This is a genomic window from Variovorax sp. P4_B11 (assembly GCF_056402355.1).
The window spans coordinates 1-20,633 of record NZ_JBFUHO010000040.1; the positions used below are offsets into that span (position 1 = coordinate 1).

The window sequence follows — 20,633 nt, forward strand, 5'->3', positions numbered from 1 at the left end:
CCGGCGCGCGCCCTTGGCACCCTTGGCACCATGCGCGAAGCTCGCACCGAACTTGTCGCACCAGCGCCGGATCGTCTCGTAGCTGAGGACCACGCCACGTTCGAACATCAACTCCTCAATGTCACGCAGGCTCAGCTGAAACCGGAAATACCAGCGCACCGCCTGGCTGATCACCACCGCAGGGAACCGATGACCGTGATACAGCGACCTCTTCTTTTGCATCCAACAAGCTTACGCCTTCGGCAACGTGACAATGCCGCACCGGGATATAGCGCAGTTCGATGTGGAAGGTGCTGCCGTCGGCGCGCGACACCGGTTCGACGGCCTGGGTCTCATGCCCTTGCAGCGCCGCTTCGATGAAACCGATCAGGCGCTGCATGTCCTGGGCATCCGGGCGTTCCGTCCAGTGCCTGCCGACCACCTGCTCGCGTGTCATGCCGGTCATGCGCACGAAGGCCTGGTTGACATCGGCGGTGCGCAGATCCTCGCTCCACAGCACCATCGAGTCGACGCTGCCGTCGAAGATGGCCCGGTACTTCTGTTCCTGGGCCTGCAGCGCCGCCAAAGCCGCCTTGCGCTCGGTGATGTCGCGCGCGAACGCCACGATGTGGTGGCGGCCGTCGATCATCGCCGGCTTGAGCCAGACCTCGTCCCAGCGAAGCTCGCCGGCGCGGCTGCGCCGGTGCCATTCGAAGGGCGGGCAGCGCCCCAGCTTGGCCAGCTGCATGTGCTGCAACCCCTGCTCGGCCGTGTAGGGGGCATCGCCCGAACTGATGTCGGTCAGAGACAACCGGCAGAGTTCGTCACGGCTGTAGCCATAGACGGCGCAGGCCTTGGGGTTGGCGTCGAGGATCGCGCCGCTGTCCCAGTCGTGGATGAAGATCGAATCCTCCGAGGCCTCGAAGATGGCCCGGTAGCTGGCCTCCGAACGCTGCAGCGCCTCGCGCGCACCAAGTTGTTCGATCTCGGCCGCGGCACGTCCGGCGAAGATGCGCAGCATCGACTCGATCCGCTCGACGTTGACGAGCGGACGGCGCGAGACGATGCCGATGGTGCCCAGCGGCTGGCCTTGCGCATCGTTCAGCGGAAAGCCGGCATAGCTCTCGGCACCGAGCAGCCGAACGTCCTCGTCCAACACGAACAGCTCGCCCAGTTTCGACGGGTAGGCGCGGAACTGCTGGCCGAGCACATGCTCGCAAGGCGTGCCCTTGACCGGGTAGCGATGGCCGCGCCGGACCTCGCCGTCGCTGACGATCGCCAGCATGTGCAGGGTATCGCCGTCATCGGGCCGGTGGCGCGAGATGAACGCCATCTCGACCTGCAGGATCGTCGCCAGGTAGCGCGCCAATTCGACGAACACCGACTCGCCGCTGGCCGCGGACACGGCCAGCGCCGCCGAGCGAAGCGCCTCGTCGGCACTGCTGCGCTCGATCTCGGCGATGATGCGGCTGGCGAAGATCTTCAGCAGCGCCTCGGCCAGCGTGGCGTTGGCCATCGGCTTGCGGTCCATCGCGACCAGTAGTCCGAGCGGGCTGCCGTCGGTGTCGTTGAGCGGGAATGCCGCGTACGAATCGAACCCCGTTTCCGCGAACACGGTGCCGGGGATCAACTCCGCCGCGACGCCCTGGGCGACGAAGCGATAGGCACGGCCGATCACCTTCTCGCAGGGCGAGCCCTGCAGCGGGTAGTCGAAGTTGCCCATCGGCCGGCCATCGAGCACGGCTGCCAATGTACGCAGCGTGCGGCGCGAGCTGTCGGTGAAGACCGCCACGAACACGGTCGCCACGCGCAGGATCTGCGCCAGTTCCTGCACCAGTGCGGCCAGGGTGCCGGGGCCGCTGGCGCCGGCCACGGCCTGTGCGGCGCGATACATCGCTTCGGCAGCGTCGGTCCACGCCGGGGTGTCGGTCGAGCGAAGACGGCGTTCCGTGACAGCCATGACCCGCAGTCTAGGCCGCAGCGCCCTCGTGCGCTGGGTCATTGCCTTGGCGATACCGCGCGGATACATGCCGAATACACGCCGACGCGGCAAGCGCCGGCACCTCACAGCCGCGCCAGATCGGGTCCGTCCTTGGGGCCGAACCAGGCGCGACGGTAAGCCTCGCTGGCGGCCTGCGCCGCGCGGGCGTCACCCTTCCTGCGCTCGACTTCGGCCAGCCCGGCCAGGGCCCAGCCGTTGTTGCGCACGCGTACCAGCGAAGCCCTGAACGCCTGCTCCGCTTCGTCGAGCTTGCCCTGGCGCAGCAGCACCGAGCCCAGCGATTGCCGCACCGGGTAGTACCAGTAGGGGGGCTCCGTGTAGGTGAGCGCGTCCTCGATGGCGATGGCTTCGGTGTAGGCCTTGGCCGCACCCTCCAGGTCCCCCGTGGCGTCGGCCAGGCGCCCGGTGGCGACCAGGCCCGCGGTGCGCACGATCTCCTTGGCCGGCAGCCCCCAGGGCTCGAAAGGCTTGAAGTCGGCCCCGCGCTCGATCTCGGCGATGGCGTCGATTTCCTGTCGCGCGCCTGCCTTGTCCTTGCGTTCCGCGAAAGCAACGGCGCGCGCGTAGTGGTACATGGTCGATACCAGCACCACTTCCTCGGACGGCGCCGCAAGCTTGAGGATCGTGTCGGCATCACTGAACTGTGCACGGGTCGTGTAGTGCGCCGCCTTGATCGGCTGCAGGATCGGAAACAGCTTCACCAGCTCGCCCGGCACCGATGCATCCAGCTTCGAGGCCGCATCGATGGCCGTCTTCGCGTCGCCCCCCATCTGTGCGGACACCATCACGAAGTGAATGTTGTGCGGGTAGTAGGCGGCCTTGTACAGTGGATCCGATGGGGACGTCTTGAAGTAGTTTTCGTCGACCTGGATCGCGCGCAGGTTGGCGTCCAGCGACTCGCGGTACATGCCCACGCGGTAGTAGATGTGCGCGGGCATGTGCACCAGGTGGCCGGCGCCGGGCACCAGCGCGCCCAGCCGCTTCGCATAGGGCAGCGCGCGCTCCGGCCGCGTGGACGCCTCCACCGCATGGATGTAAAGGTGGATGGCGCCGGGGTGTGTGGGGTTGCGCTTCAGCACGGTCTCGAGGGTGCCGACGATGTCTGCGCCGCGTCCCTTCGGCTGGGCACCTCCGGCTTGCCAGTAGTCCCAGGGCTGCGTGTCCATGGCGGCCTCGGCGTACAGCGCTTGAAGCGTGTCGTCGGCCGGAAATGCCGCCGCCACGGCCTTCATGGCGTCGGCATAGGCACCGTCCAATCCGCTGCGGTCGGGTTTGGCATCGGCGGCATAGCGCTTCTCGAGTGCGCCGATCAGCATCCGCTCCTTCTCGCTCGCTTGCCCCTTGAGCGCCGACGCCCTGGCAAGCGCGGCCAGCGCCGGCGCGTTGGCCTCCGGCATCATCGGGACGTTGATGTTCGGTCCCAGCACCAGCGCCTCGCCCCAGAAGCACATGGCGCAATCGGGATCGAGCTTCTGCGCGGCCTGGAACGCACGTTGCGCCTCGGCGTGGTTGAAGGCAAAGGACAGGCGCAATCCCTGGTTGAAGTAGGCCTGCGCCTTGGGGTCCCGGGTGCTGATCGGGAAGGCGAGGGCGCCGAGGTTCCGATAGAGCGGCACCGTGCCGTCGGCAGCCTGCATGGGCACGGGCTGAAAGGGTGCCGTCTCGCTCTTGACACGGATAAGCGCCTTGAGCAGCGCGGGCGGCCCGCTCACCACCGGCCCGCAGGTCCGGCCCGGCTCGGACAGGAGAGGATCGAATGTGGATGCCGGCCCCCCGGCGCCGGCGCTGCCGGCCTGCAGCAGGCTGGACGAAGCGACCACGATGGCGGCGGTGGGTGATACCCGTAGGCCGAAGATGCAACGGTGGTGCGATGGCATGGCGTTTCCCTCTCGAAGTGGAGGCGGACCTGCTTTTCGCGTTGGCAGCCGGCCCGTCAGTGGATGAGCCCGACCTGAGCCGAAAATTCTGGCATCGGCCTCCCGCCAGCGCAATAGACCATTGGCATGGTTTCCACCGTTGGGCAGGATGCCGCTGGCGGGCGCTCTTGGGCGCGCTGTACGCCGGCCACGTCACCGTGTCGCCCCTGCCTGCTTGCCGCACTCGGGGGTCTCGTCGGCGTGCCGAAGGTAGGCGATCAGATCGGAGCGGTCCTTTGCTCCCAGCCAGTCGCCCGAACAGACCGCAGTGCCGCGGTCCCACGCGGTCCGCGGCCAGGGCATGACACGCCAGACATCGCGCGCAGATCTGCTCGCCGCGTACTGCGTCGGGCGCAGCGAGCACTGGCGCCAATCGTGCACAACGCCAGCACGCTGGCCATGATAAGCCGGCGGATCATCACGACATGAAGGCCGAGGGGGGCGACGTGCTCGGCTCAAACAGCGAAAACTACGTCGCATCGAGCATCTGTTGCGCGTTCTCGGGTGTGAGCGGACCTTCGAGAACGTTGGCCGTCATCATCAGGGACGGTCCAGGCGCACGGTGTCCGCGCGCGCTGTTTCGGCGCTGATCGAATCTTCCGGCTTCACCATCGTGCCAGCGGCCGCGGCGCCCAGTGCGCCGGCAACGCCTCCCAGCGCACCGCCCACCACCACACCGACCGGGCCGGCCACCGCGACGCCGATGGTGGAGCCCGCGGCCGCACCGACGATTGCGCCGCCACCCACAAGCACCGAATTGGCCTCGCGCTGGGCTTCCTCGGGCTCCAGAGGAAACTGCGCCGCGGGCCTCGGATCCTGCGACGGAATGCCGTAGCCGGGACGGGCCTGTTCGACCAGGTCTTCGTCAGGAGGTACGGGGTTCGACGGCGAGGTGGCGGATGGGTTCATGTGCCTCTCCTTAGGAATTCGACGATGAAACGAGCGGGAGACTCGCCGCAAACTTTTCTAACGCGCATACCGCACCGGCCCCGCCATCCTGCAGGCCTTGAGGCTGTCAGACAAAGTCCAGCGATGTGCCCCGCTGGCTCGCATCGAGGATGACGCCGGCGCAAGCCACCGATCGGTCGCGTCGATCTGGCTGTTTGAGGACTGAACCAGGGCAAGCCCGATCGATATAAACAAGGTCAGCGAGTTCTGGCTTGAGCGGCTCGGCGTCAGCGAACAAGCCCTGCGCCAAACAGCGGCGGAATTCGGCGTTTCGGCCGAGCAGGGCATCGATCTCACCAGACTTCTGGCGCGCAGTCTGAGGCGACCGCGTCTGCGGGGCTTTTTTGGGACAAGCGCGGCCGGCCCACTGTGAGTGAGCGTGGAGGGATTGTTCCTACAGCGAGACGCGCGAGCGGACCGCAGAAGGAAGTTTCATCGGTCTCCATGATCTTTGGATACGCCTGCTTCGGAAATCATGAGCGAGGATGTTGTGTCGTGTTTCGAAGATGAAGCGGCTGAGAGCGCGATGGACAAGATGGAGCATTACCGGATTCGCCGTTTGCCGGTGGTCGATCGCGAACAGTTTCTCGTGGGCATGCTGTCATTGGGTGACCTTTCTGCTAAAGGCGACGCCCAGAAGGCGGGCCAGACGCTCAACGTCATCTCCCAGCCGGGCGAGCGAAGCCTTGCGGGCGTTTCGGTGGCCGACGACCAGGACATCGTTCCACCGGCAGATCAGAATCGCGATCCGCTCACCACGGTGACCTTGGGGAACACCCGGTTGGTACTGGCCTCGGCGCGGCGAGCGGCGGCGCTGCAGGGGCAGCAGCGGGCGCCAGAGCGCAGGCTCGGGAGCGCACCTTGGTTTTTGACGCGTCCCGGCGGAGCGGCTCTCAGCTCGTCAGGGAAGCCAGCGCCTGAATGGCGCGAGCCCGTCTCCACGTAATCCGCGATGCCTATTCTGGTCGGCACTGCCTCCTGGACTGACAAGACGCTGATCGAGTGCGGGCGCTTCTATCCGAAGGAGGCGAAAACGCCTGAGGCGCGCCTGCGCTTCTACTCGTCGATCTTTCCGCTGGTCGAGGTCGATTCGAGCTACTACGGGATCCCGACGCCGACCAACGCCAACAATTGGGTCGAGCGCACGCCGGAGCAGTTCGTCTTCAACGTCAAGGCCTTCCGGCTGTTCACCGGTCATCAGACCGATCCCAAGGTGCTGCACAAGGACATCAGGCTGGCGTTGGGCACCTCGAAGACGCTCTACTACCGCAGTACGCCGCCCGAGATCCGCGCCGAGCTGTGGCGACGGTTCATTGACGCGCTGGCACCGCTGAAGAACGCCCGTAAGCTGGGGCTGGTCCACTTCCAGTTTCCACCTTGGCTGATGTGCAATCAGGAAGGTCATGCCCACCTCGAGCATTGCGTCGAGGTGATGGGCGGCCACGCGGTCAGCGTCGAGTTTCGGCACCAGTCCTGGTTCGACGAGGCGAACCGACTTGCCACCCTGAACTTGCTGCGCGAATTGCGCGCGGTGCACACCGTCGTCGACGGCCCGCAGGGCTTCGCCAACAGCGTGCCGATGCTGGCCGAGGCCACGAACCCGGACTACGCGCTGGTGCGCCTCCACGGCCGCAACGTTGACACCTACAACCTCAAGGGCGCTGCGTCGGCGGCCGAGCGCTTCGACTATGACTATCCGGATCAGGAACTGAAGGAAATCATGGTCGAGGTGGTGCGCCTGGCGTACAAAGTGCGCAACACGCACTTGATCTTCAACAACTGCGACGAGGACAAGGGCCAGCGCAACGGCATCACGTTCATGAAGATGCTGCTGGCACACGGGTGAAGACGAACGCGGCGCCGGCTAAGAGTGGAAGCTTGGCAAACAGGTTCAAGGAGCCGCGCATGGCGCAACTCACTGGCAAAGGGTCGCTGATCGCTGGCGCACTGGCCGCCATCGGCGCGTCCGTGTGCTGCGTTGGGCCGCTTGTGCTGCCGGCGCTCGGCATCGGCGGCACCTGGCTCGGCGGTCTGACGGCGACGGCGCCGTACCGGCCCGTCTTCATCGGGTTCACGCTGCTGTTCCTCGGACTGGCGTTCCGCACGCTCTACCTGGCGCCGCCAGTGTGCGAGCCGGGCACGCCCTGCGCCGATGTGCGCACGTGACGACTTGCGAGGCAAGTACCTCGAATGAACGCGCTTGCCGGTGGTGGGCAGGCCGCGCTCTCAACTCGATACCGCCTTCATGCCACGAACACTGAAGCAGTCGACCGGACGCTGAAACCCCTTCAAGCCGAGCGCCTGCGGCGGCTCCACGTCGAGCAGCGACGCCAGTTGCGCATAGACGGGCCGTGAAATCAGGATCTGGTTTCGCTCGGCCTCTCCGCACAGTCGTGCCGCGAGGTTGGTCACGGTGCCGATCGCGCCGTAGTCCCAGCGCCCCTCGAACCCGATGGCGCCGATCGTGGCGAAACCCTGGGCGATGCCGATGCCCAGGCCGAGCGAATAGCCGCGCCGCAGCCATGTCTCGGCGATCGAGCCGACCCGCTCGCGGATCGCCAGCGACATCCGCACGGCGCGTTCGGCGGCGTCGGGCATGGGAACCGGATCGTTGAAGAAGATCATCATGCCGTCGCCGGTGAAGCGCTCGAGCGTTCCCTCGTACGCGAGGATCAGCTCGCCAGTCGCCGCGTGGTATTGGCGCAGCACGGCCATCACGTCCTCCGGTTCGGCGCTCTCGGCGAAGGCCGTAAAGCCGCGCAGATCCAGAAAGACCACGGTGATTTCCCGTCGATGGCTTTGCAGAGGGTCTTCGGCGCCACCGCTCACGATCAGTTCAGCCAGTTGCGGCGAAAAGAAGCGTCGGAGCCGGCCGACGCGCTCGAGTTCGGCGACCTGGGTGGCGACGCGGCGTTCGAGCGATGCGTTCCAGTCCTTCACCTGCGCGACCAGCGCTTCGACCTGGTCGTGCAGGCGCTTGATTCGCAGCATCGAACGCACCCGAGCGGCGAGCGCTGCATGGTCCACCGGCTTCGTCAGGTACTCGTCGCCGCCCGCCTCGAGGCCGGCGACGACGTCCTTCAGGTCGGCCATGGCCGTCACCATGATGATGGGCGTGAAGGGAAAGTCGGGGTCAGCCCGCAAGCGCCGGCAAACTTCGATGCCGTCCAGCTTGGGCATCATCAGGTCGAGCAGGATCAGGTCCGGTGTGAGGTCGCGTGCCGCGGTCAGGCCTTCCAGGCCGTCGGCCGCCGAGACCACCTCGTAGCCCTCGCTGCCCAGGCGCGCCTGCAGAATCTTGACGTTGGTCGCGTTGTCGTCGACGATGAGGATGCGTGGAGGGGTTCTCACCGTCAATTCTCCCGAGACAAAAAATGTAGCGGCTTCGTGGTGGTTCCACAAGGTCGCTCGCTCGTGGCTCGTGGCTCGCGGTGGCGAAGCGCTCCATTCGGTCCTTGACGGGAGCCTGGCCATCAAACTTGAACAGCTTGTTACGCAGGTGTTGAAGCGTTCACCGCTTGCCGGTCTGGTGGAAGGGGTGGCGCGCGTTCGCGCCTCGGTGCACACCAAGCTGCTGCTGGCCTTCCTGATCATCACCCTGTTGTTCATCGCGATGGCGGTCGCCAGCCTGCTCATTCTCGTGAACACCACCGGGCAGAGCCATCTGCTCGACCAGGCCCATGAGCGCGTCAGCTGGGCGCAACAGAGCCAGCATGCGCTGGACAGGCAGATGCATTTCACGGCACTGGCGCTGTTGTCGAAGGATGAGGCCGCCATCGAGCGCATCCTGCGCGAGAACAACCGGTTCAACGAATCGCTGGCCAAGCTGGACACCGCCGCGGCCGCCGGGCAGAAGGGCCTGATCGACCAGATCCGCGCTTCGCAGGACGACGCCATGGGCGTGGTCGCCGACATTGCCAATGCCATCCGCGACGGCAAGCTCGAGGACATCACGACCGACCTGCTCCGGCGCGAGGAGCGCCTCGACGCGCAGATCGCGTTGCGCATGAGCCAACTGGTCGACGTGGAGCAGAGCCGGATGGCACAGCTGCGTGAAAGCGTCGGCGCCGCCAACCGCAGATCGCTGACCCTGACCCTGGTCTTCGCCGTGAGCGCCGTGCTGCTCGCCTGGCTGTGCGGGTTCGTGATCTCGTGGTCTTTCATCCTCCCGGTGCGTGCGGCGGATGTTTTCCTGGACGACGTCGCGGCGGGAAATTTCGGGCGCAAAATCATGGTGCCCAACCGTGACGAATTCGGAGCGCTCGCCGACCGGATGAACCACATGAGCCAGCAACTGCATCGTCTCGACGAATCACAGCGGCAGGCGGCCGCGAAGCTCGTGGATCTCAATGAGCAGCTGTCGCGCGCGAGCAAGGCCAAGTCCGAGTTCCTGGCCAACATGAGCCACGAGCTGCGCACCCCGATGAACGCGATTCTCGGATTCAGCGAAATGATGATCGACGGAATCTACGGCGAGGTTCCGGACGAGTTGAAGGAGCCGCTCACAGACATCCAGGTCAACGGCCGAAATCTGCTGCGGCTGATCAACGATGTGCTCGATCTGTCCAAGATCGAGGCCGGCCGCATGGAGCTGGCGCTCAACGAGTACGCCGTCAGCGATGTGGTCAACACCGTGCGAACGTCCCTGCGTTCCATCGCGGCGGAGAAAGGGCTGGCGTTCACGGCGCACGCGCCGGAGGATCTGCCGGTGGCCTACGGCGACAGCGGGCGGCTCGCCCAGTGCCTGACCAATCTGGCTGGCAATGCATTGAAATTCACGCGGCAGGGCCAGGTCGATATCGCCGTCGAACTCGTGGGTGACGAGCTCATCTACCGCGTCTCCGATACCGGCATCGGCATCGCCCAGGATGAACTCGACAACATCTTCACCGAGTTCCGCCAGGTCGACACGACCATCACGCGGGAATTCGGCGGAACGGGGCTCGGCCTCAGCATCTCGAAGAAGTTCGTCGAAAGGCTGGGCGGCCGCATCTGGGTCGAAAGCGAGCTGGGGAAGGGCTCCACCTTCATGTTTTCCGTGCCGTTGCGCGCGGGCGAAAGAGAGACCGGTTCATGACCGAACGCAAGATCCTCTATGTCGAGGACAACGAGTACAACCGAAAGATCGTTCGGCAGTTGCTCAAGCGCTCGGCCTGCCGCCTGATCGAGGCGGCCGACGGCGAGACCGGCTTCGCACTCGCGCAGCAGGAGTTGCCCGATCTGATCCTGATGGATGTGCAGCTTCCCAAAATGTCCGGGCTCGACGCGACGAGGCTGCTGACCACGCAAGCGGCCACGCGCCACATTCCGATCATCGTGATCACCTCGTACGCATTGAGCGGCGACCGCGAGAAGGCGATCCAGGCCGGCGCCTCCAGCTACCTCGCGAAGCCCTACAGCCCGAGCGAACTGCTCACGATGGTCAAGCAGTTTCTCCCCGATATCTGACCGGAAAACGAAGGGGACCAAGGCAATGACCGTTCGAAACACACAGCGCATCGTGATGGCGACACTGGGTCTGGCGATGGGCTCCGGCGCCATCGCCGCGCAGCCGGAGGAAGAGCAGGCGCAGCAGTTCACGCCGGAATTCCGTGACGTCCACAAGGGCTTCGACGCCAAGCACACGCCCAGGCTCACCGCGCCGGACAGCGTGCGCCGCGGTGCCTGGTTCAACGTGACGATCAGCGTCGGCGCCGACTCGCCGCATCCGTCGCTCTCCGAGCACTTCGTGCGCTATATCGCGCTTTACAAGGACTCGGTGGAGATCGCGCGGGCTTATCTGCACCCGGTCTATTCCGCGCCGACCGTGACCTTCACGATCGCGCTCGACGAAGGCGGGACGCTGCGGGCCGTCGAGGAGCCGACGCATTCCGCCGCCTGGGAGGCGTCAAAGAAGATCAGCGTCGTTCCCTGAGGGCGGCTCCGGGGCCGCGGTTTCACCGGGGCTTCAATTCCACAGTGAGCTGCGCGGGCTGCTGATCGCTCACGTTGACGCTCGCCGGCACCGTGCCGAGCGTTTCATGCCAGACCTGCAACTGGTACTGGCCCGGCGGGAGATTGTCGAACGCAAACGTGCCATCGGCTCCGGTAATCGCATAGAAGCGGTGCGCGGCAACAACCACCCAAGCCGTCATCCAGGCGTGCAGGTCACAGTTGATTCGAACGATCTCGGGCTGGGCGAAAGTGATCGGAATCGTCCGGCCCAGCGGCTGCGTTCGGTTGAAGGAGACGTTGGTTTTCGGGGTGGCGTGAATGTTGTGGAGCAGGCGATCGCTGTTGAGGAAGTCCACTGTTCCGCCGGCCGGAACGATGACCACCCTGGGGATGAACGCGCATCCTTTCTGGTCGACTTCGATCTTCTGGGTCGCTGGCGGCGCGGCGCCGGCCGGCGCGTTCTCGATCCAGACGACGGCATTGCGAATCTCGCGACTCGCGGAAACCTGAAGGTCATCGGCGGGCTTTTCGTTGCCGCACAGGTACTGGTCGATCGTCACAGGCACCTTGGCCGGCGCGGGGGCCGGGCCGCCGAACACGACCTTGCCCTTCAAGCTGCCGGCAAGGCTGTGGCCGGCCAGGCCGCACGTCAAGAGCAGCAACGCCAGGACCTCGAGGATCCGGACGTCCTTCAAGGGAAATTCCACTCGGCGCCGAGTGCGTCGGAATCCGTCGACCTGAATCTGCATGCGGGTCCTTTCGTGCCTGGTGGGCAGGCCTCTAGCATGCGGGCAGTTGGTCTTGCAGATCCAATGTCCACAATGGCCGTGCATTTATTCCAAGGAAATGTCACCCTGGATGTACGGATGTTGTCGCGGGGAGCGCGTTTTGTTGTGCACATTTCTGTCGCCGGACTCACTGCGCCGCCGGCGCTTGGAATTCCCAAACCAATGGCGTGGTGCGCTCATCGACAAGGCACTGCTGCCGAGCGCCTGAATGCGTCGACGTGGTCTCAATTCCTCCTGCCTGGCGTGCGAGCGGCGCCTAGATAGCGGGGTCCGATGCTGGACAGTGCGGCAGGGCGGATACCCAGATCTCCCAGGGACGGCAGCAGTCCGGTGGCAACGTTAGGGGTGCGCATCGACTGAAGGTTGTCGCGCGACATCAGCGCTTCGCCTGGCAAGTGTTCCATCACGAGCGCCTGAAGTGTTCCAACAAGCTGCGGAAGTGAAAGCACGGGTCTTTCGTGGCCTGACCACCGGCCGGCAAGCTTGACCAGCTCCGCCAGCGTGTAGATGTCGGGCCCTGCGCACTCGAAGGTTTGCCCCGACGTCTCCGGTCGCTCGAGGCAGACCAGAATCGCGCGGGCGACGTCCTCGACCCACACGGGCTGGAAGCGGGCTCCCGCACACGCCAGCGGGAACACTGGAGCGAACTCCAGCAGGCGCGCGAACAGGTTCAGGAAACGATCCTTTTCGCCATAGATCACCGATGGACGAAGCAGCGTCGTATCGAGATCCGCATCCTTCAACACCCTCTCGCCTTCGGCCTTGGACCGGAGGTACCGGCTTGGCCGCGGGCCGTTCACGCCGAGCGCGCTGACATGCACGATCCGCCGCACGCCGGCCGTGCGGCAGGCCGAGACCAGCGTACGAGGCAACTCGACGTGAGTTCGATCGAACTGTGCTTCGCTGCCGTGGAGGATGGCGATGAGATTGACCACGGCGTCCTTGCCCTCCACAAGCTTCGTGAGTTGTGCAAGATCGTGAACATCGGCGCTCACGAGATCGACCGATGCCGGCAGGCCCAGTTTCAGCGCCGGCGACTTGTTGCGCGTGGGCACTGTCATGTCACAACCGTGCTCGGCGAGCAACGCACACAGGCTTTGACCAACGAAGCCTGTGCCTCCGAGAATCAGGACATGGTTCATGGGAGCTCCTGCCGTATTCGGCGGCTGGTCGGGCGTCCAAACTTGAGGCTCTTGATTGCCAGCGCATCGTAGCCCAGGCGTCGCCATGAATGACAGCGGGCCCCGCCTTCCAAGCCTATTTGTGCGTCGGTTCGCTGATGCGCATCACCTCGCGCGACAGGCCGTAGCGCTGCATCTTGACATAGAGCGTGCTCTTGGCGATGTGCAATTGGCGCGCCGCGAGCGTGAGGTTGCCTTCGCTGGCAATGATCGCGCGCCGGATAAGCGTTTCCTCACCTTCGGCGATGCTGCGCACTTCGGCGCCCAGCGTTACCGAAGGCGCGGTGCTCGAAGCTTCGAGGCCGGACAGTTCGGGGGGGAGTGCCGAGCAGATCAGTGGATCACCCTCGCTCATCATCACGGCGCCCTGAATCACGTTGCGCAACTCGCGCACGTTCCCAGGCCAGCGGTGCAACTCCAGCCGGGCAAGCACCGCCGCATCGAGGATCTCGGGCTTCATCCCCTGCTCGCCCCGGAACAGATCGAGGAAATGTTGCGCGAGCAGCGCGACGTCGCCCTTGCGCTCGCGCAAGGGCGGGATGCGCAGGCTCGTGACAGCGATGCGGTAGAACAGATCCATGCGGAACCGGCCCGCCGCGATCTCCTCGCGCAGGTCCCTGTGGGTCGCGGCGATCAGCCGGAAGTTCACCCGGCGCGGCGTGTTCTCGCCGAGGCGGTAAATCTCCCCTTGCTCCAGCACCCGCAGCAGATGCGACTGCATGTCCATCGGCATCTCGCCGATCTCGTCAAGGAACAGCGTGCCGCCGTCGGCGGCTTCGATCTTGCCGGCCATACCACCTTTGCGTGCACCGGTGAAGGCGCCGTCTGCGTACCCGAACAACTCGCTCGCCAGCAGTTCGCGCGACAACCCGCCGCAGTTGAGCGCGATGTACGGGCCCGCGCAGGAGCCGTGAATGCCTCGCGCGAATTCTTCCTTGCCAACGCCTGTCTCGCCTTGCAGCAGCACCGGCGTCCTGGACCGCGCCAATTGCCGCGCCTTGCCGATGACCTGCAGCATGGCCGGGTCCGCTGTGATGAGGGCAGCAAAGGCGTCGCCGACTGCTGCACTGTCTCGTTGGCCAGGGCCTGATCCTTGCGACCTCATCGAGGAGGGCAGCGACGTCACGCGGGCGCGTGTCACCGGCACCACCAGGAGCGTCCCCAGTTGCTCTCCCTTGACGATCAGCGGCTCGAGCCACTCGGGCTTGATCCATGGGGGCAACTGGCGTCGATGGCCGCTGCGCCCCAACCGACCCGCAGCGAGTTCGGGCAGCCGGTGCGCGCCGGACAGGTCGATCTGACCGCCCGCGGCCGCGATCGCGATGTGTGCGTGCTCGTTGGCCTTGATCGGATTGCCTCGCCGATCGAACAGGACCAGACCCTCCTGTCGACCCGCGTTCCAGCGGCCCATGCCGTGCTCCAGCAGGTTGTAGCGGCGCTCCATCTCCACCATGGCAAGCCGGCTCTCGATGCGATTCGCAGTCGTGACCACCAGCGCCAGGCTTTGCCGGCTGTACGTCTGCGACAGTCCCGAGACGTCCAGCACGCCGATGATCTCGCCGTCCGTTGGATGTCGCACCACCGTGGCCGAACAGGTCCATCGCTTGATGCCGGCACAGTAGTGCTCGGCAGAGTGGATCTGAACCGGCTGGCCCATGGCGAGCGCTGTGCCGATCGCATTGGTGCCGCACAGCGCCTCGTTCCAGGTCACACCCGGCATCAGGTGGATGGTTTCGCCCGATCCCATGGCCGGCGTGTCGCCTTCCGTCATGAGGATCGTGCCGTGGGCGTCAGCCAACGCCATCATGGTGCCGGTTTCCGAAAGGAAGTCGTGCGCGCAGGCCATGGCCGGTGCGCTGGCCTCCAAAAGCTCGCGCTGGCGTTCGCGCAAGAGGAAGAGATCCTGCTCGGACACCGGCTGCGGTCCGCCACGACGATTCGGATCGACCTGCGCTTCCTGGCAGCGTTGCCATGAAATGTCCACTAATGAACGCAGCGCCTCAGCCGGCCGCGTGTCTCCACTGACGAAGGATTCCCACGCCGCCATGACCGCCGGTTCGTCGCCGGGGATCGAGAAGATCTGTTTGTCCCGTGATGCCATCTTTGTCTCCGCCGGGCCGTGCAATGCGACCTGCTGTCCGTTGGCGCATCCGTGGGTGTGCGGGCGCCGCTTCTTCGAATGATAGTGAAAACGCCGATGGCGGGCCAACCCCGCCATCTGATCTCCTCTGTCTGTGGGGGCCCCGCCGCTGCGCCATGAGCGAGCGGGGGACCCGGTCGGTTCCTGCTCAGTCCACGCGTTCCGGCAGCGGCAGCTTCACCCATTCCCTGTAGAAGGCATCGATGTCAGGCTCGAAGTCGTGAATCACCGGGTACCAGGGCGTGGGCGCTTCGATGTCGTGCATGGTCCCGCACTGGGGGCAGTAGTACTCGCGATAGACCTGCCAGTGGGTGTCCGGCGCCATCAGCTTCGGGTAGACCTCGGTCATTTCCTCCTCGGTCTGGCGCACGTAGAGGTTGGCGTGCAGCTTCCAGTTCTCGCGCCAGCCGCAGAACTCGTGGCCGCAATCGCACTTGGTGACCCATTTCTTGGTCTTGGCCAGCTGCACGATGTGCAGGTGCGGGCCGAGCGGCAAGACAATGCGGTCGTCCCAATCCAGCTTCTGTTGCAACGCGTCGAGGTACTTCTCGAAGCGGTCCGGATCCTTGGGCATCGACAGCATGCGCAAGGTGGTGTCCCAGTCGAGCTTGCCGTCGACCAGGCTCTTGACTTGTTCACGGGTGTAAGTAGTCATTTCAAATCTCCTTGGGGTCTCGTCGACCGTGCTTCATTCTTCGACCAGCACGACGGTCTTCACGTCGGGCATCTTGGACAAGTCCATGCGGAACTTGGAACCATAGGTGGGCACGTCCAGCTCGTCCTCGGTCAGCACCCAGGACTCCGGCAGGTTCCAGAAGTCGCGGAACTGCTGCTCGAACTTCTTGGACAGACCGAAGCTGGTTGCGAACATGTGCTGCACCTGTGGCGACGCGTTCTTGGTCAGGACGTGCTCGCGCTCGAGCTTCATCCATTCCTGCGTCGGGATCGAACGGGCCAGCCGTTGCTTGCGGATCTCGACGCGCTGCAGCGCGGTCTGCCTGGCATCGACAGTCCACACGCCCTGGGCGTCCCGCGTCGCCACGGCACCATAGACCTTCTGTGCATATTCCGGCAGCAGCAGGCTGTTGTTCAGGTCGCTGGCGATCGCCTCGACCTCCCGGTCCAGCGGGTCGCCGAAGCCGGGGCCGCCGCGAAGGTAGTTGAGGTACAGGTCGTAGTTCTCGTAGCAGTCCTCGGTGGTCATGCATTGCTGGTCGCGCTTGACCACCGCGCCGGCATTCAGGTGGTTCTCGTAGTCCGGCAGATCCGGGTTGGCGTCGCCCCCCAGCGGCAGGCTGTCGCCCATCGCGATGCGTTCCTTCAAGCCGGTCTTGTGCGCTTCGAAACGATAGCCGGTGGCCGCGGGGTAGCCGCCCATCAGGCCCCAGTCGCTGTTCATGTAGCCGTTGCCCATGAAGAACATCGTCCAGTCCTGGGCCTTCCACACCATGCGCAAGGTTTCGAAGCCGCAGCCGCCGCGGTACTTCCCGTAGCCACCGGAGTTGGCCTTGACGTTGCGGCCCAGATACAGCAGCGGCTCGGCCATCTCCCAGATCTCCATGTCGCCCATGTCGCCCTCGGGATTCCAGATCGCCGCCGCGTGGTTCAAGCCGTCCTTGATGGCGCCGGCACCCGTGCCGCAGGACGATGCCTCGAAGCTGTTGACCGCGTGGATCTCGCCGTCCTGGTTGATGCCGCCGCCTTGCAGCCAGTTGGAGGTGTTGGCGTTGCCGGCGTTGACTTCCTCCAGGTAGCCGCGGCTGAAGTAGGCCTGGCCCAGGCCGCGCCACATCGTGGTCCAGGCCGAGACCAGGAAGTGCCAGGCATAGGCGTGCCCGGTGCGGCGATCGTCCGGGTTCATCCACGTGCCCTTCGGCATGTGGAACTCGGTGCCGTAGTACGCGCCGTCGTTGATGCGCTGCGTGGGCACCAGGGTCTGCGTCATCATCACCCAGATGCCGCTGGTGAAGGCCACGTGGTGCGCGTTGTACGAATGCCATCCCCAGCGGCTCGCGCCCTCGAAGTCGAGCCGCCACGAGCCGTCGGCCCGGATCTCCATCTCGACCGGCGCATGCATGATGGAGTCGAGCTTGGCGAAGGCATTCGAGGTTTGCACATCCTCGTGCTTGTAGGGCACGTCGACGAACGCAACCTTGCGGTACTTGCCCGGCAGCGTCATCGCCTTGATGCGCGTGAGCAGGCCGCGCCGGCCCTCCTCGATCACCTCGTAGGCGAACTTCTCGTAGGCCTCCAGCCCTTCGTCCTCGATCACTTCCTCGATCAGGTCACGGATCATGTGGCAGCCGGCGATGCGGGTGCGCTCGTCGAGGATCCAGTACTTCGGCGTGCGCACCGAGCGCTGGCTTTCGTGCAGCCAGTCCCGCAGCGGGGTGTCGTTCACGCCCGTCTTGCGGCAGGTGATCATGTAGCCGTCGCCGAAGCGCTGGGTCTGGCCGGTGGACATCGAGCCCGGCGTGACAGCGCCGGTGTCGATCACGTGGGTCACGCCGCCGACCCAGCCGATCAGCTTGCCGTGCGCGAAGATCGGCACGATGGTGGCGATGTCGCAAGGATGGACGTTGCCGATCGCGCAGTCATTGTTGGTGAACATGTCACCGGGATGGATGCCGGGATTGCCTTCCCAGTTGTTCTCGATCATGTACTTGATCGCCGCGCCCATCGTGCCCACATGGATGATGATCCCCGTCGAGGTGAGCACGCAGTCGCCGGCCGCGTTGTAGAGCGTGAAGCACAGCTCGCCTTCCTGCTCGACGATCGGGCTGGCCGCGATCTTCTTGGCGGTTTCGCGCGCATGCACCAGGCCGCCACGCAGCTTGGAGAACATCTTCTCGTAGCGGATCGGGTCCTTCTCGCGCAGCTCCAGGCGCTGCAGGCCGTTGTAGTGGCCGGTCCTGGTGGTGCGCTCGAGAATGCCGTCGCGGAATTCCTTCAGCGTCTGGCCGGTCTTGAGCAGGTCGGCGAAGCCGAGTTCTTTGCTGGACATCATGTTCATGGCGGGTCTCCTTACTTCACTTCCTTGAGGTGGAACAGGCGATGCTTGTCGAGCGTGGTCGAGAAGCCCTTGGGTACGACGAAGGTCGTGGCATCCGATTCGATGATTGCGGGGCCGGCGATGGTGTTGCCCGGCTTGAGCGCTTCCATCTTCCAGAGCACCGCGTCGTGCCAGACCTTGTGGCGGTACAGCGGCCGGGTGCCGATGCGCGCCTCCTTCGGCGGCGTCGGGCCGCCTTCCGGATCCTCGGGCAGCACCGGCTTCTGGGTGATGACCATGCCGCGCATGATCGCGCCGGTGACCGAGAAGCCGAGTTCGGGCGAGCGTGCCGAGCTGGCGTAGACGCGGCTGTAGGTCTGCTCGAAGGCCTCGACGATGCGATCCCAGTCCTGCGCGGTCGACGCGCTGCCGACCGGCGAGCTGATCTCCAGGTCGTTGAGCTGGCCCATGTACTGCATGCGGTAGCCGGGGCGCAGGATCACCTCTTCGGGCTTGAAGCCGTTGATCCGGAATTCCTCGACCACCTTCGCGGCCAGGTCGGACCAGGCCGACTGGATGGTCGTCGCGGCTTGTGCCTTCTCGCTGTCCGACGCGTGCTGCGGCAGCGCCAGGTCGACGCTCTTGTCATAGCGGTACTCGAAGTCCGCGCAGGCACAGCCGAAGGCCGAAAAGCCCGCCGCCCAGGCCGGCACGACGACGTCCTTGAAGCCCAGCCCTTCGGTGTAGCCGTAGGTGTGCACCGGGCCAGCGCCACCGTAGGAGAAGCACACGAAGTCGATCGGGTTGTAGCCCTTGGCGCTGACGTTGGAGCGCAGGTACTCGCGCAACTGCACGTCCAGCAACTCGATCACGCCAGCCGCAGCGTCCTCCACCGACAGGCCGAGCGGGTCCGCGATCTGTGCCTTGATGTGCTGGCGCGCACGCTGCACGTCGAGCTTGATCGCGCCGCCGAGGAAGTTGTCGGGGTTGAGGTAGCCGAGCACCACGTGGCAGTCCGAGACCGACACCGTGTCGAGCCCGCTTTCAGGCCAGCAGGTGCCGACCCGATAGCCGGCGCTGTCGGGGCCCAGCTTGATGGCACCGCTGTACGGATCCAGCCGCACGAAGCTGCCGGCGCCCGCACCCACCGAGTCCATCGCCACCAGCGGCAGCGACAGCACCAGCCTCGCCATGTCGGGGTCCGCCACGATCGCGAAGTTGCCCTTGGTGATGAGCGCCATGTCGAACGACGTGCCGCCGATGTCCGAACAGGCGACGTTGTCGTAGCCGAGCGCCTCGCCCAGCAGCTTGGAGCCGATCACGCCGCCGATCGGCCCGGACACGATGGTGCGCGCCAGCTCCTTCGCCTTCCAGCTGATCGTCCCGCCGTGTGTGGCCATCACGCGCAGGTCGAACTTGGCACCGTGCTTCCTGAATCGGTCGCTGACCTTCTGGAGCGTCTGGCGCGAGGGCTCGGCCGCGTAGGCCTCGAGCACCGTGGTGTTCATGCGGTGGCTCTCCTTGCGTTGCGGGTAGTAGTCGACCGATGCGAACACCGGGATGTCCGCGTCCAACTTCTTCAACTCATCGAGGCAGATGTCGCGGGCACGCTGCTCGCTGCGGCCGTTCTTGTGCGATTGCAGGAGGCAGATCACGATGGCCTTCGAGCCGGCGGTGACCAGCTCGCGTGTCGCCTGGCGCACCTCGCCCTCGCGCAGCGGAATCACCACCTCGCCCTGCACGTCGGTGCGCTCGGTCACGCCGCGCGTGCGCCGCAGCGGTACCAGTGGTTCGTCGTAGCGGTGGGTGTTGAGGTGGATGCGCTCCTCCAGCGCGTAGCCGAGGTAGCTCTGGATCGCGCGGCCCATCGAATGCACGTGCTCGAATCCCTTGTTGACCATCAGGCCGACATCGAGTCCCTTGCGCTGCACGACGCGGTTGAGCATCGCCGTTCCCGAGTACACGCAGGTCAGCAGCTCGGGATAGACCTCATCGACTTCGCGTTGCCAATGCGCCAGCGCATCCTGCGAAGAGTTGAAGATCGCGAGTGATTCATCCTGCGGGTTGCTCTGTGCCTTGCCGACGACAAAGCGTCCGTCCTCGCGGACGAAGAAGGTGTCGGTCATCGTGCCCCCGGCGTCGATGCCCATCACCTGTACCTGTGATTGCAATTCCATGTGTAGATCTCCTTGCGTCCATTGATCGGGCTGCGTGTGTTGGCAACCCACCCGAGCGATTGATTCGCTCGCCTGTTTCTTTGCAGCGGGCATGCCACGACCCAACGGATGTCGACCGGGTCGCGCTAAGTCCTTGATTTTGTTGAGGGGGTTCGGGTTTACGCGGAGCCAGTGGCGACTGAACTCGCGGCGCAGCGAGCGTTCGATTGCCGGACGGAACGACCGGAAATCGGTCGCCGCCGAGGGGTTCCTGAAGCCCAGAACGCAGGCTCGGGTCTCGCGGCAATTTGGGTTGATCTCGGGCCTGTAGCAGGGCGTCTTGCAACCGCACGGCGCCGGTGTCGGCAAGCTATCGGACAAGGTCTCAGTGACCGACCCTCACGAAGCGCGCGGCTGCTTCGCTCCCTCAATGTCTGGTTCTGCGAATCTCGAACGGCACGCGTCGCGGGCGATGCGCAGCCAATTCCCTCGCGGCGAAACTCGGCCGAACTGCGCCGACTTACGCTGCTGATTTGAATCGGGTGTATGGCTCAGCTGAATGGACGTGGCTCATCACTCGCCACCGAACGGGGTCGT

The 20,633-nt window shown here is 65.2% G+C and carries 16 protein-coding genes and 2 pseudogenes; 6 read left to right on the forward strand and 12 right to left on the reverse strand.

Annotated features, from left to right (window positions below; genetic code table 11):
• The 5 genes and pseudogenes from AC1DYD_RS27855 to AC1DYD_RS27875 all read right to left on the reverse strand — a co-directional run.
• A pseudogene (locus tag AC1DYD_RS27855) lies at positions 1 to 222 on the reverse strand (IS6 family transposase); the annotation flags it as partial.
• Positions 122 to 1,939, reverse strand: coding sequence for a PAS domain-containing protein (locus AC1DYD_RS27860; protein WP_478175995.1), 1,818 nt, complete (start codon positions 1,937 to 1,939; stop codon positions 122 to 124). The pseudogene AC1DYD_RS27855 and the gene AC1DYD_RS27860, both read right to left, overlap by 101 nt.
• A gap of 104 nt (positions 1,940 to 2,043) precedes the next feature.
• Entirely contained in the window at positions 2,044 to 3,858 is a 1,815-nt protein-coding gene (locus AC1DYD_RS27865) for a tetratricopeptide repeat protein (RefSeq protein ID WP_478175996.1), read from the reverse strand.
• 277 nt (positions 3,859 to 4,135) lie between these two features.
• A pseudogene (locus AC1DYD_RS27870) lies at positions 4,136 to 4,270 on the reverse strand (c-type cytochrome); the annotation flags it as partial.
• A gap of 167 nt (positions 4,271 to 4,437) precedes the next feature.
• Positions 4,438 to 4,806, reverse strand: coding sequence for a hypothetical protein (locus AC1DYD_RS27875; protein ID WP_478175997.1), 369 nt, complete (start codon positions 4,804 to 4,806; stop codon positions 4,438 to 4,440).
• Between the two features lie 514 nt (positions 4,807 to 5,320).
• Between AC1DYD_RS27875 and AC1DYD_RS27880 the strand changes: the two genes are divergently transcribed.
• Genes AC1DYD_RS27880 through AC1DYD_RS27890 form a run of 3 tightly spaced genes read left to right on the forward strand, consistent with a single transcriptional unit; the run spans position 5,321 to position 7,011 of the window.
• On the forward strand, positions 5,321 to 5,791 hold the full coding sequence (locus AC1DYD_RS27880) for a CBS domain-containing protein (RefSeq protein ID WP_478175998.1): 471 nt from the start codon (positions 5,321 to 5,323) through the stop codon (positions 5,789 to 5,791).
• Between the two features lie 6 nt (positions 5,792 to 5,797).
• Entirely contained in the window at positions 5,798 to 6,691 is an 894-nt protein-coding gene (locus tag AC1DYD_RS27885) for a DUF72 domain-containing protein (protein ID WP_478175999.1), read from the forward strand.
• A gap of 59 nt (positions 6,692 to 6,750) precedes the next feature.
• Positions 6,751 to 7,011 carry a mercuric transporter MerT family protein gene (locus tag AC1DYD_RS27890; protein WP_478176000.1) on the forward strand — a complete coding sequence of 87 codons (261 nt, stop codon included), beginning with the start codon at positions 6,751 to 6,753 and terminating at the stop codon, positions 7,009 to 7,011.
• A gap of 60 nt (positions 7,012 to 7,071) precedes the next feature.
• Here AC1DYD_RS27890 and AC1DYD_RS27895 read toward each other — a convergent pair whose 3' ends face one another.
• A complete protein-coding gene (locus AC1DYD_RS27895) occupies positions 7,072 to 8,196 on the reverse strand; it encodes an adenylate/guanylate cyclase domain-containing protein (RefSeq protein WP_478176001.1) in 1,125 nt (374 codons plus the stop codon).
• Between AC1DYD_RS27895 and AC1DYD_RS27900 the strand changes: the two genes are divergently transcribed.
• The 3 genes from AC1DYD_RS27900 to AC1DYD_RS27910 are packed head-to-tail and all read left to right on the forward strand — an operon-like array spanning position 8,150 to position 10,759.
• Positions 8,150 to 9,922, forward strand: coding sequence for a sensor histidine kinase (locus AC1DYD_RS27900; RefSeq protein WP_478176002.1), 1,773 nt, complete (start codon positions 8,150 to 8,152; stop codon positions 9,920 to 9,922). The genes AC1DYD_RS27895 and AC1DYD_RS27900 overlap by 47 nt on opposite strands.
• On the forward strand, positions 9,919 to 10,293 hold the full coding sequence (locus tag AC1DYD_RS27905; RefSeq protein WP_478176003.1) for a response regulator: 375 nt from the start codon (positions 9,919 to 9,921) through the stop codon (positions 10,291 to 10,293). The genes AC1DYD_RS27900 and AC1DYD_RS27905 overlap by 4 nt, the downstream gene beginning before the upstream one ends.
• A gap of 25 nt (positions 10,294 to 10,318) precedes the next feature.
• Positions 10,319 to 10,759: a desulfoferrodoxin family protein gene (locus AC1DYD_RS27910; protein WP_478176004.1), complete on the forward strand. Its 441-nt coding sequence runs from the start codon at positions 10,319 to 10,321 to the stop codon at positions 10,757 to 10,759.
• Positions 10,760 to 10,781: 22 nt separating this feature from the next.
• Here the strand turns inward: AC1DYD_RS27910 and AC1DYD_RS27915 are convergent, their stop codons facing one another.
• The 6 genes from AC1DYD_RS27915 to AC1DYD_RS27940 form a co-directional block, all read right to left on the reverse strand.
• A complete protein-coding gene (locus AC1DYD_RS27915) occupies positions 10,782 to 11,528 on the reverse strand; it encodes a carboxypeptidase regulatory-like domain-containing protein (RefSeq protein ID WP_478176005.1) in 747 nt (248 codons plus the stop codon).
• A gap of 263 nt (positions 11,529 to 11,791) precedes the next feature.
• Positions 11,792 to 12,709 carry a complex I NDUFA9 subunit family protein gene (locus AC1DYD_RS27920; protein ID WP_478176006.1) on the reverse strand — a complete coding sequence of 306 codons (918 nt, stop codon included), beginning with the start codon at positions 12,707 to 12,709 and terminating at the stop codon, positions 11,792 to 11,794.
• Between the two features lie 115 nt (positions 12,710 to 12,824).
• Complete coding sequence (locus AC1DYD_RS27925) at positions 12,825 to 14,849, reverse strand: sigma-54-dependent Fis family transcriptional regulator (protein WP_478176007.1); 2,025 nt, start codon at positions 14,847 to 14,849, stop codon at positions 12,825 to 12,827.
• A gap of 187 nt (positions 14,850 to 15,036) precedes the next feature.
• Positions 15,037 to 15,543, reverse strand: coding sequence for an acetone carboxylase subunit gamma (locus AC1DYD_RS27930; RefSeq protein ID WP_478176008.1), 507 nt, complete (start codon positions 15,541 to 15,543; stop codon positions 15,037 to 15,039).
• Between the two features lie 33 nt (positions 15,544 to 15,576).
• The gene (locus AC1DYD_RS27935) at positions 15,577 to 17,901 is read right to left on the reverse strand and encodes a hydantoinase B/oxoprolinase family protein (RefSeq protein WP_478176009.1); all 2,325 of its coding nucleotides are present in this window, start codon (positions 17,899 to 17,901) and stop codon (positions 15,577 to 15,579) included.
• 11 nt (positions 17,902 to 17,912) lie between these two features.
• Positions 17,913 to 20,057, reverse strand: a complete 2,145-nt coding sequence (locus tag AC1DYD_RS27940) for a hydantoinase/oxoprolinase family protein (RefSeq protein ID WP_478176010.1) — start codon at positions 20,055 to 20,057, stop codon at positions 17,913 to 17,915.
• Positions 20,058 to 20,633 lie beyond the last annotated feature (576 nt).

Bases quoted from the DNA above. Each gene is read 5' to 3' on its own strand.
- AC1DYD_RS27860 (WP_478175995.1), bottom strand. From the start codon at position 1,939: ATGGCTGTCACGGAACGCCGTCTTCGCTCGACCGACACCCCGGCGTGG.
- AC1DYD_RS27865 (WP_478175996.1), bottom strand. From the start codon at position 3,858: ATGCCATCGCACCACCGTTGCATCTTCGGCCTACGGGTATCACCCACC.
- AC1DYD_RS27875 (WP_478175997.1), bottom strand. From the start codon at position 4,806: ATGAACCCATCCGCCACCTCGCCGTCGAACCCCGTACCTCCTGACGAA.
- AC1DYD_RS27880 (WP_478175998.1), top strand. From the start codon at position 5,321: ATGAGCGAGGATGTTGTGTCGTGTTTCGAAGATGAAGCGGCTGAGAGC.
- AC1DYD_RS27885 (WP_478175999.1), top strand. From the start codon at position 5,798: ATGCCTATTCTGGTCGGCACTGCCTCCTGGACTGACAAGACGCTGATC.
- AC1DYD_RS27890 (WP_478176000.1), top strand. From the start codon at position 6,751: ATGGCGCAACTCACTGGCAAAGGGTCGCTGATCGCTGGCGCACTGGCC.
- AC1DYD_RS27905 (WP_478176003.1), top strand. From the start codon at position 9,919: ATGACCGAACGCAAGATCCTCTATGTCGAGGACAACGAGTACAACCGA.
- AC1DYD_RS27910 (WP_478176004.1), top strand. From the start codon at position 10,319: ATGACCGTTCGAAACACACAGCGCATCGTGATGGCGACACTGGGTCTG.
- AC1DYD_RS27915 (WP_478176005.1), bottom strand. From the start codon at position 11,528: ATGCAGATTCAGGTCGACGGATTCCGACGCACTCGGCGCCGAGTGGAA.
- AC1DYD_RS27920 (WP_478176006.1), bottom strand. From the start codon at position 12,709: ATGAACCATGTCCTGATTCTCGGAGGCACAGGCTTCGTTGGTCAAAGC.
- AC1DYD_RS27925 (WP_478176007.1), bottom strand. From the start codon at position 14,849: ATGGCATCACGGGACAAACAGATCTTCTCGATCCCCGGCGACGAACCG.
- AC1DYD_RS27930 (WP_478176008.1), bottom strand. From the start codon at position 15,543: ATGACTACTTACACCCGTGAACAAGTCAAGAGCCTGGTCGACGGCAAG.
- AC1DYD_RS27935 (WP_478176009.1), bottom strand. From the start codon at position 17,901: ATGAACATGATGTCCAGCAAAGAACTCGGCTTCGCCGACCTGCTCAAG.
- AC1DYD_RS27940 (WP_478176010.1), bottom strand. From the start codon at position 20,057: ATGGAATTGCAATCACAGGTACAGGTGATGGGCATCGACGCCGGGGGC.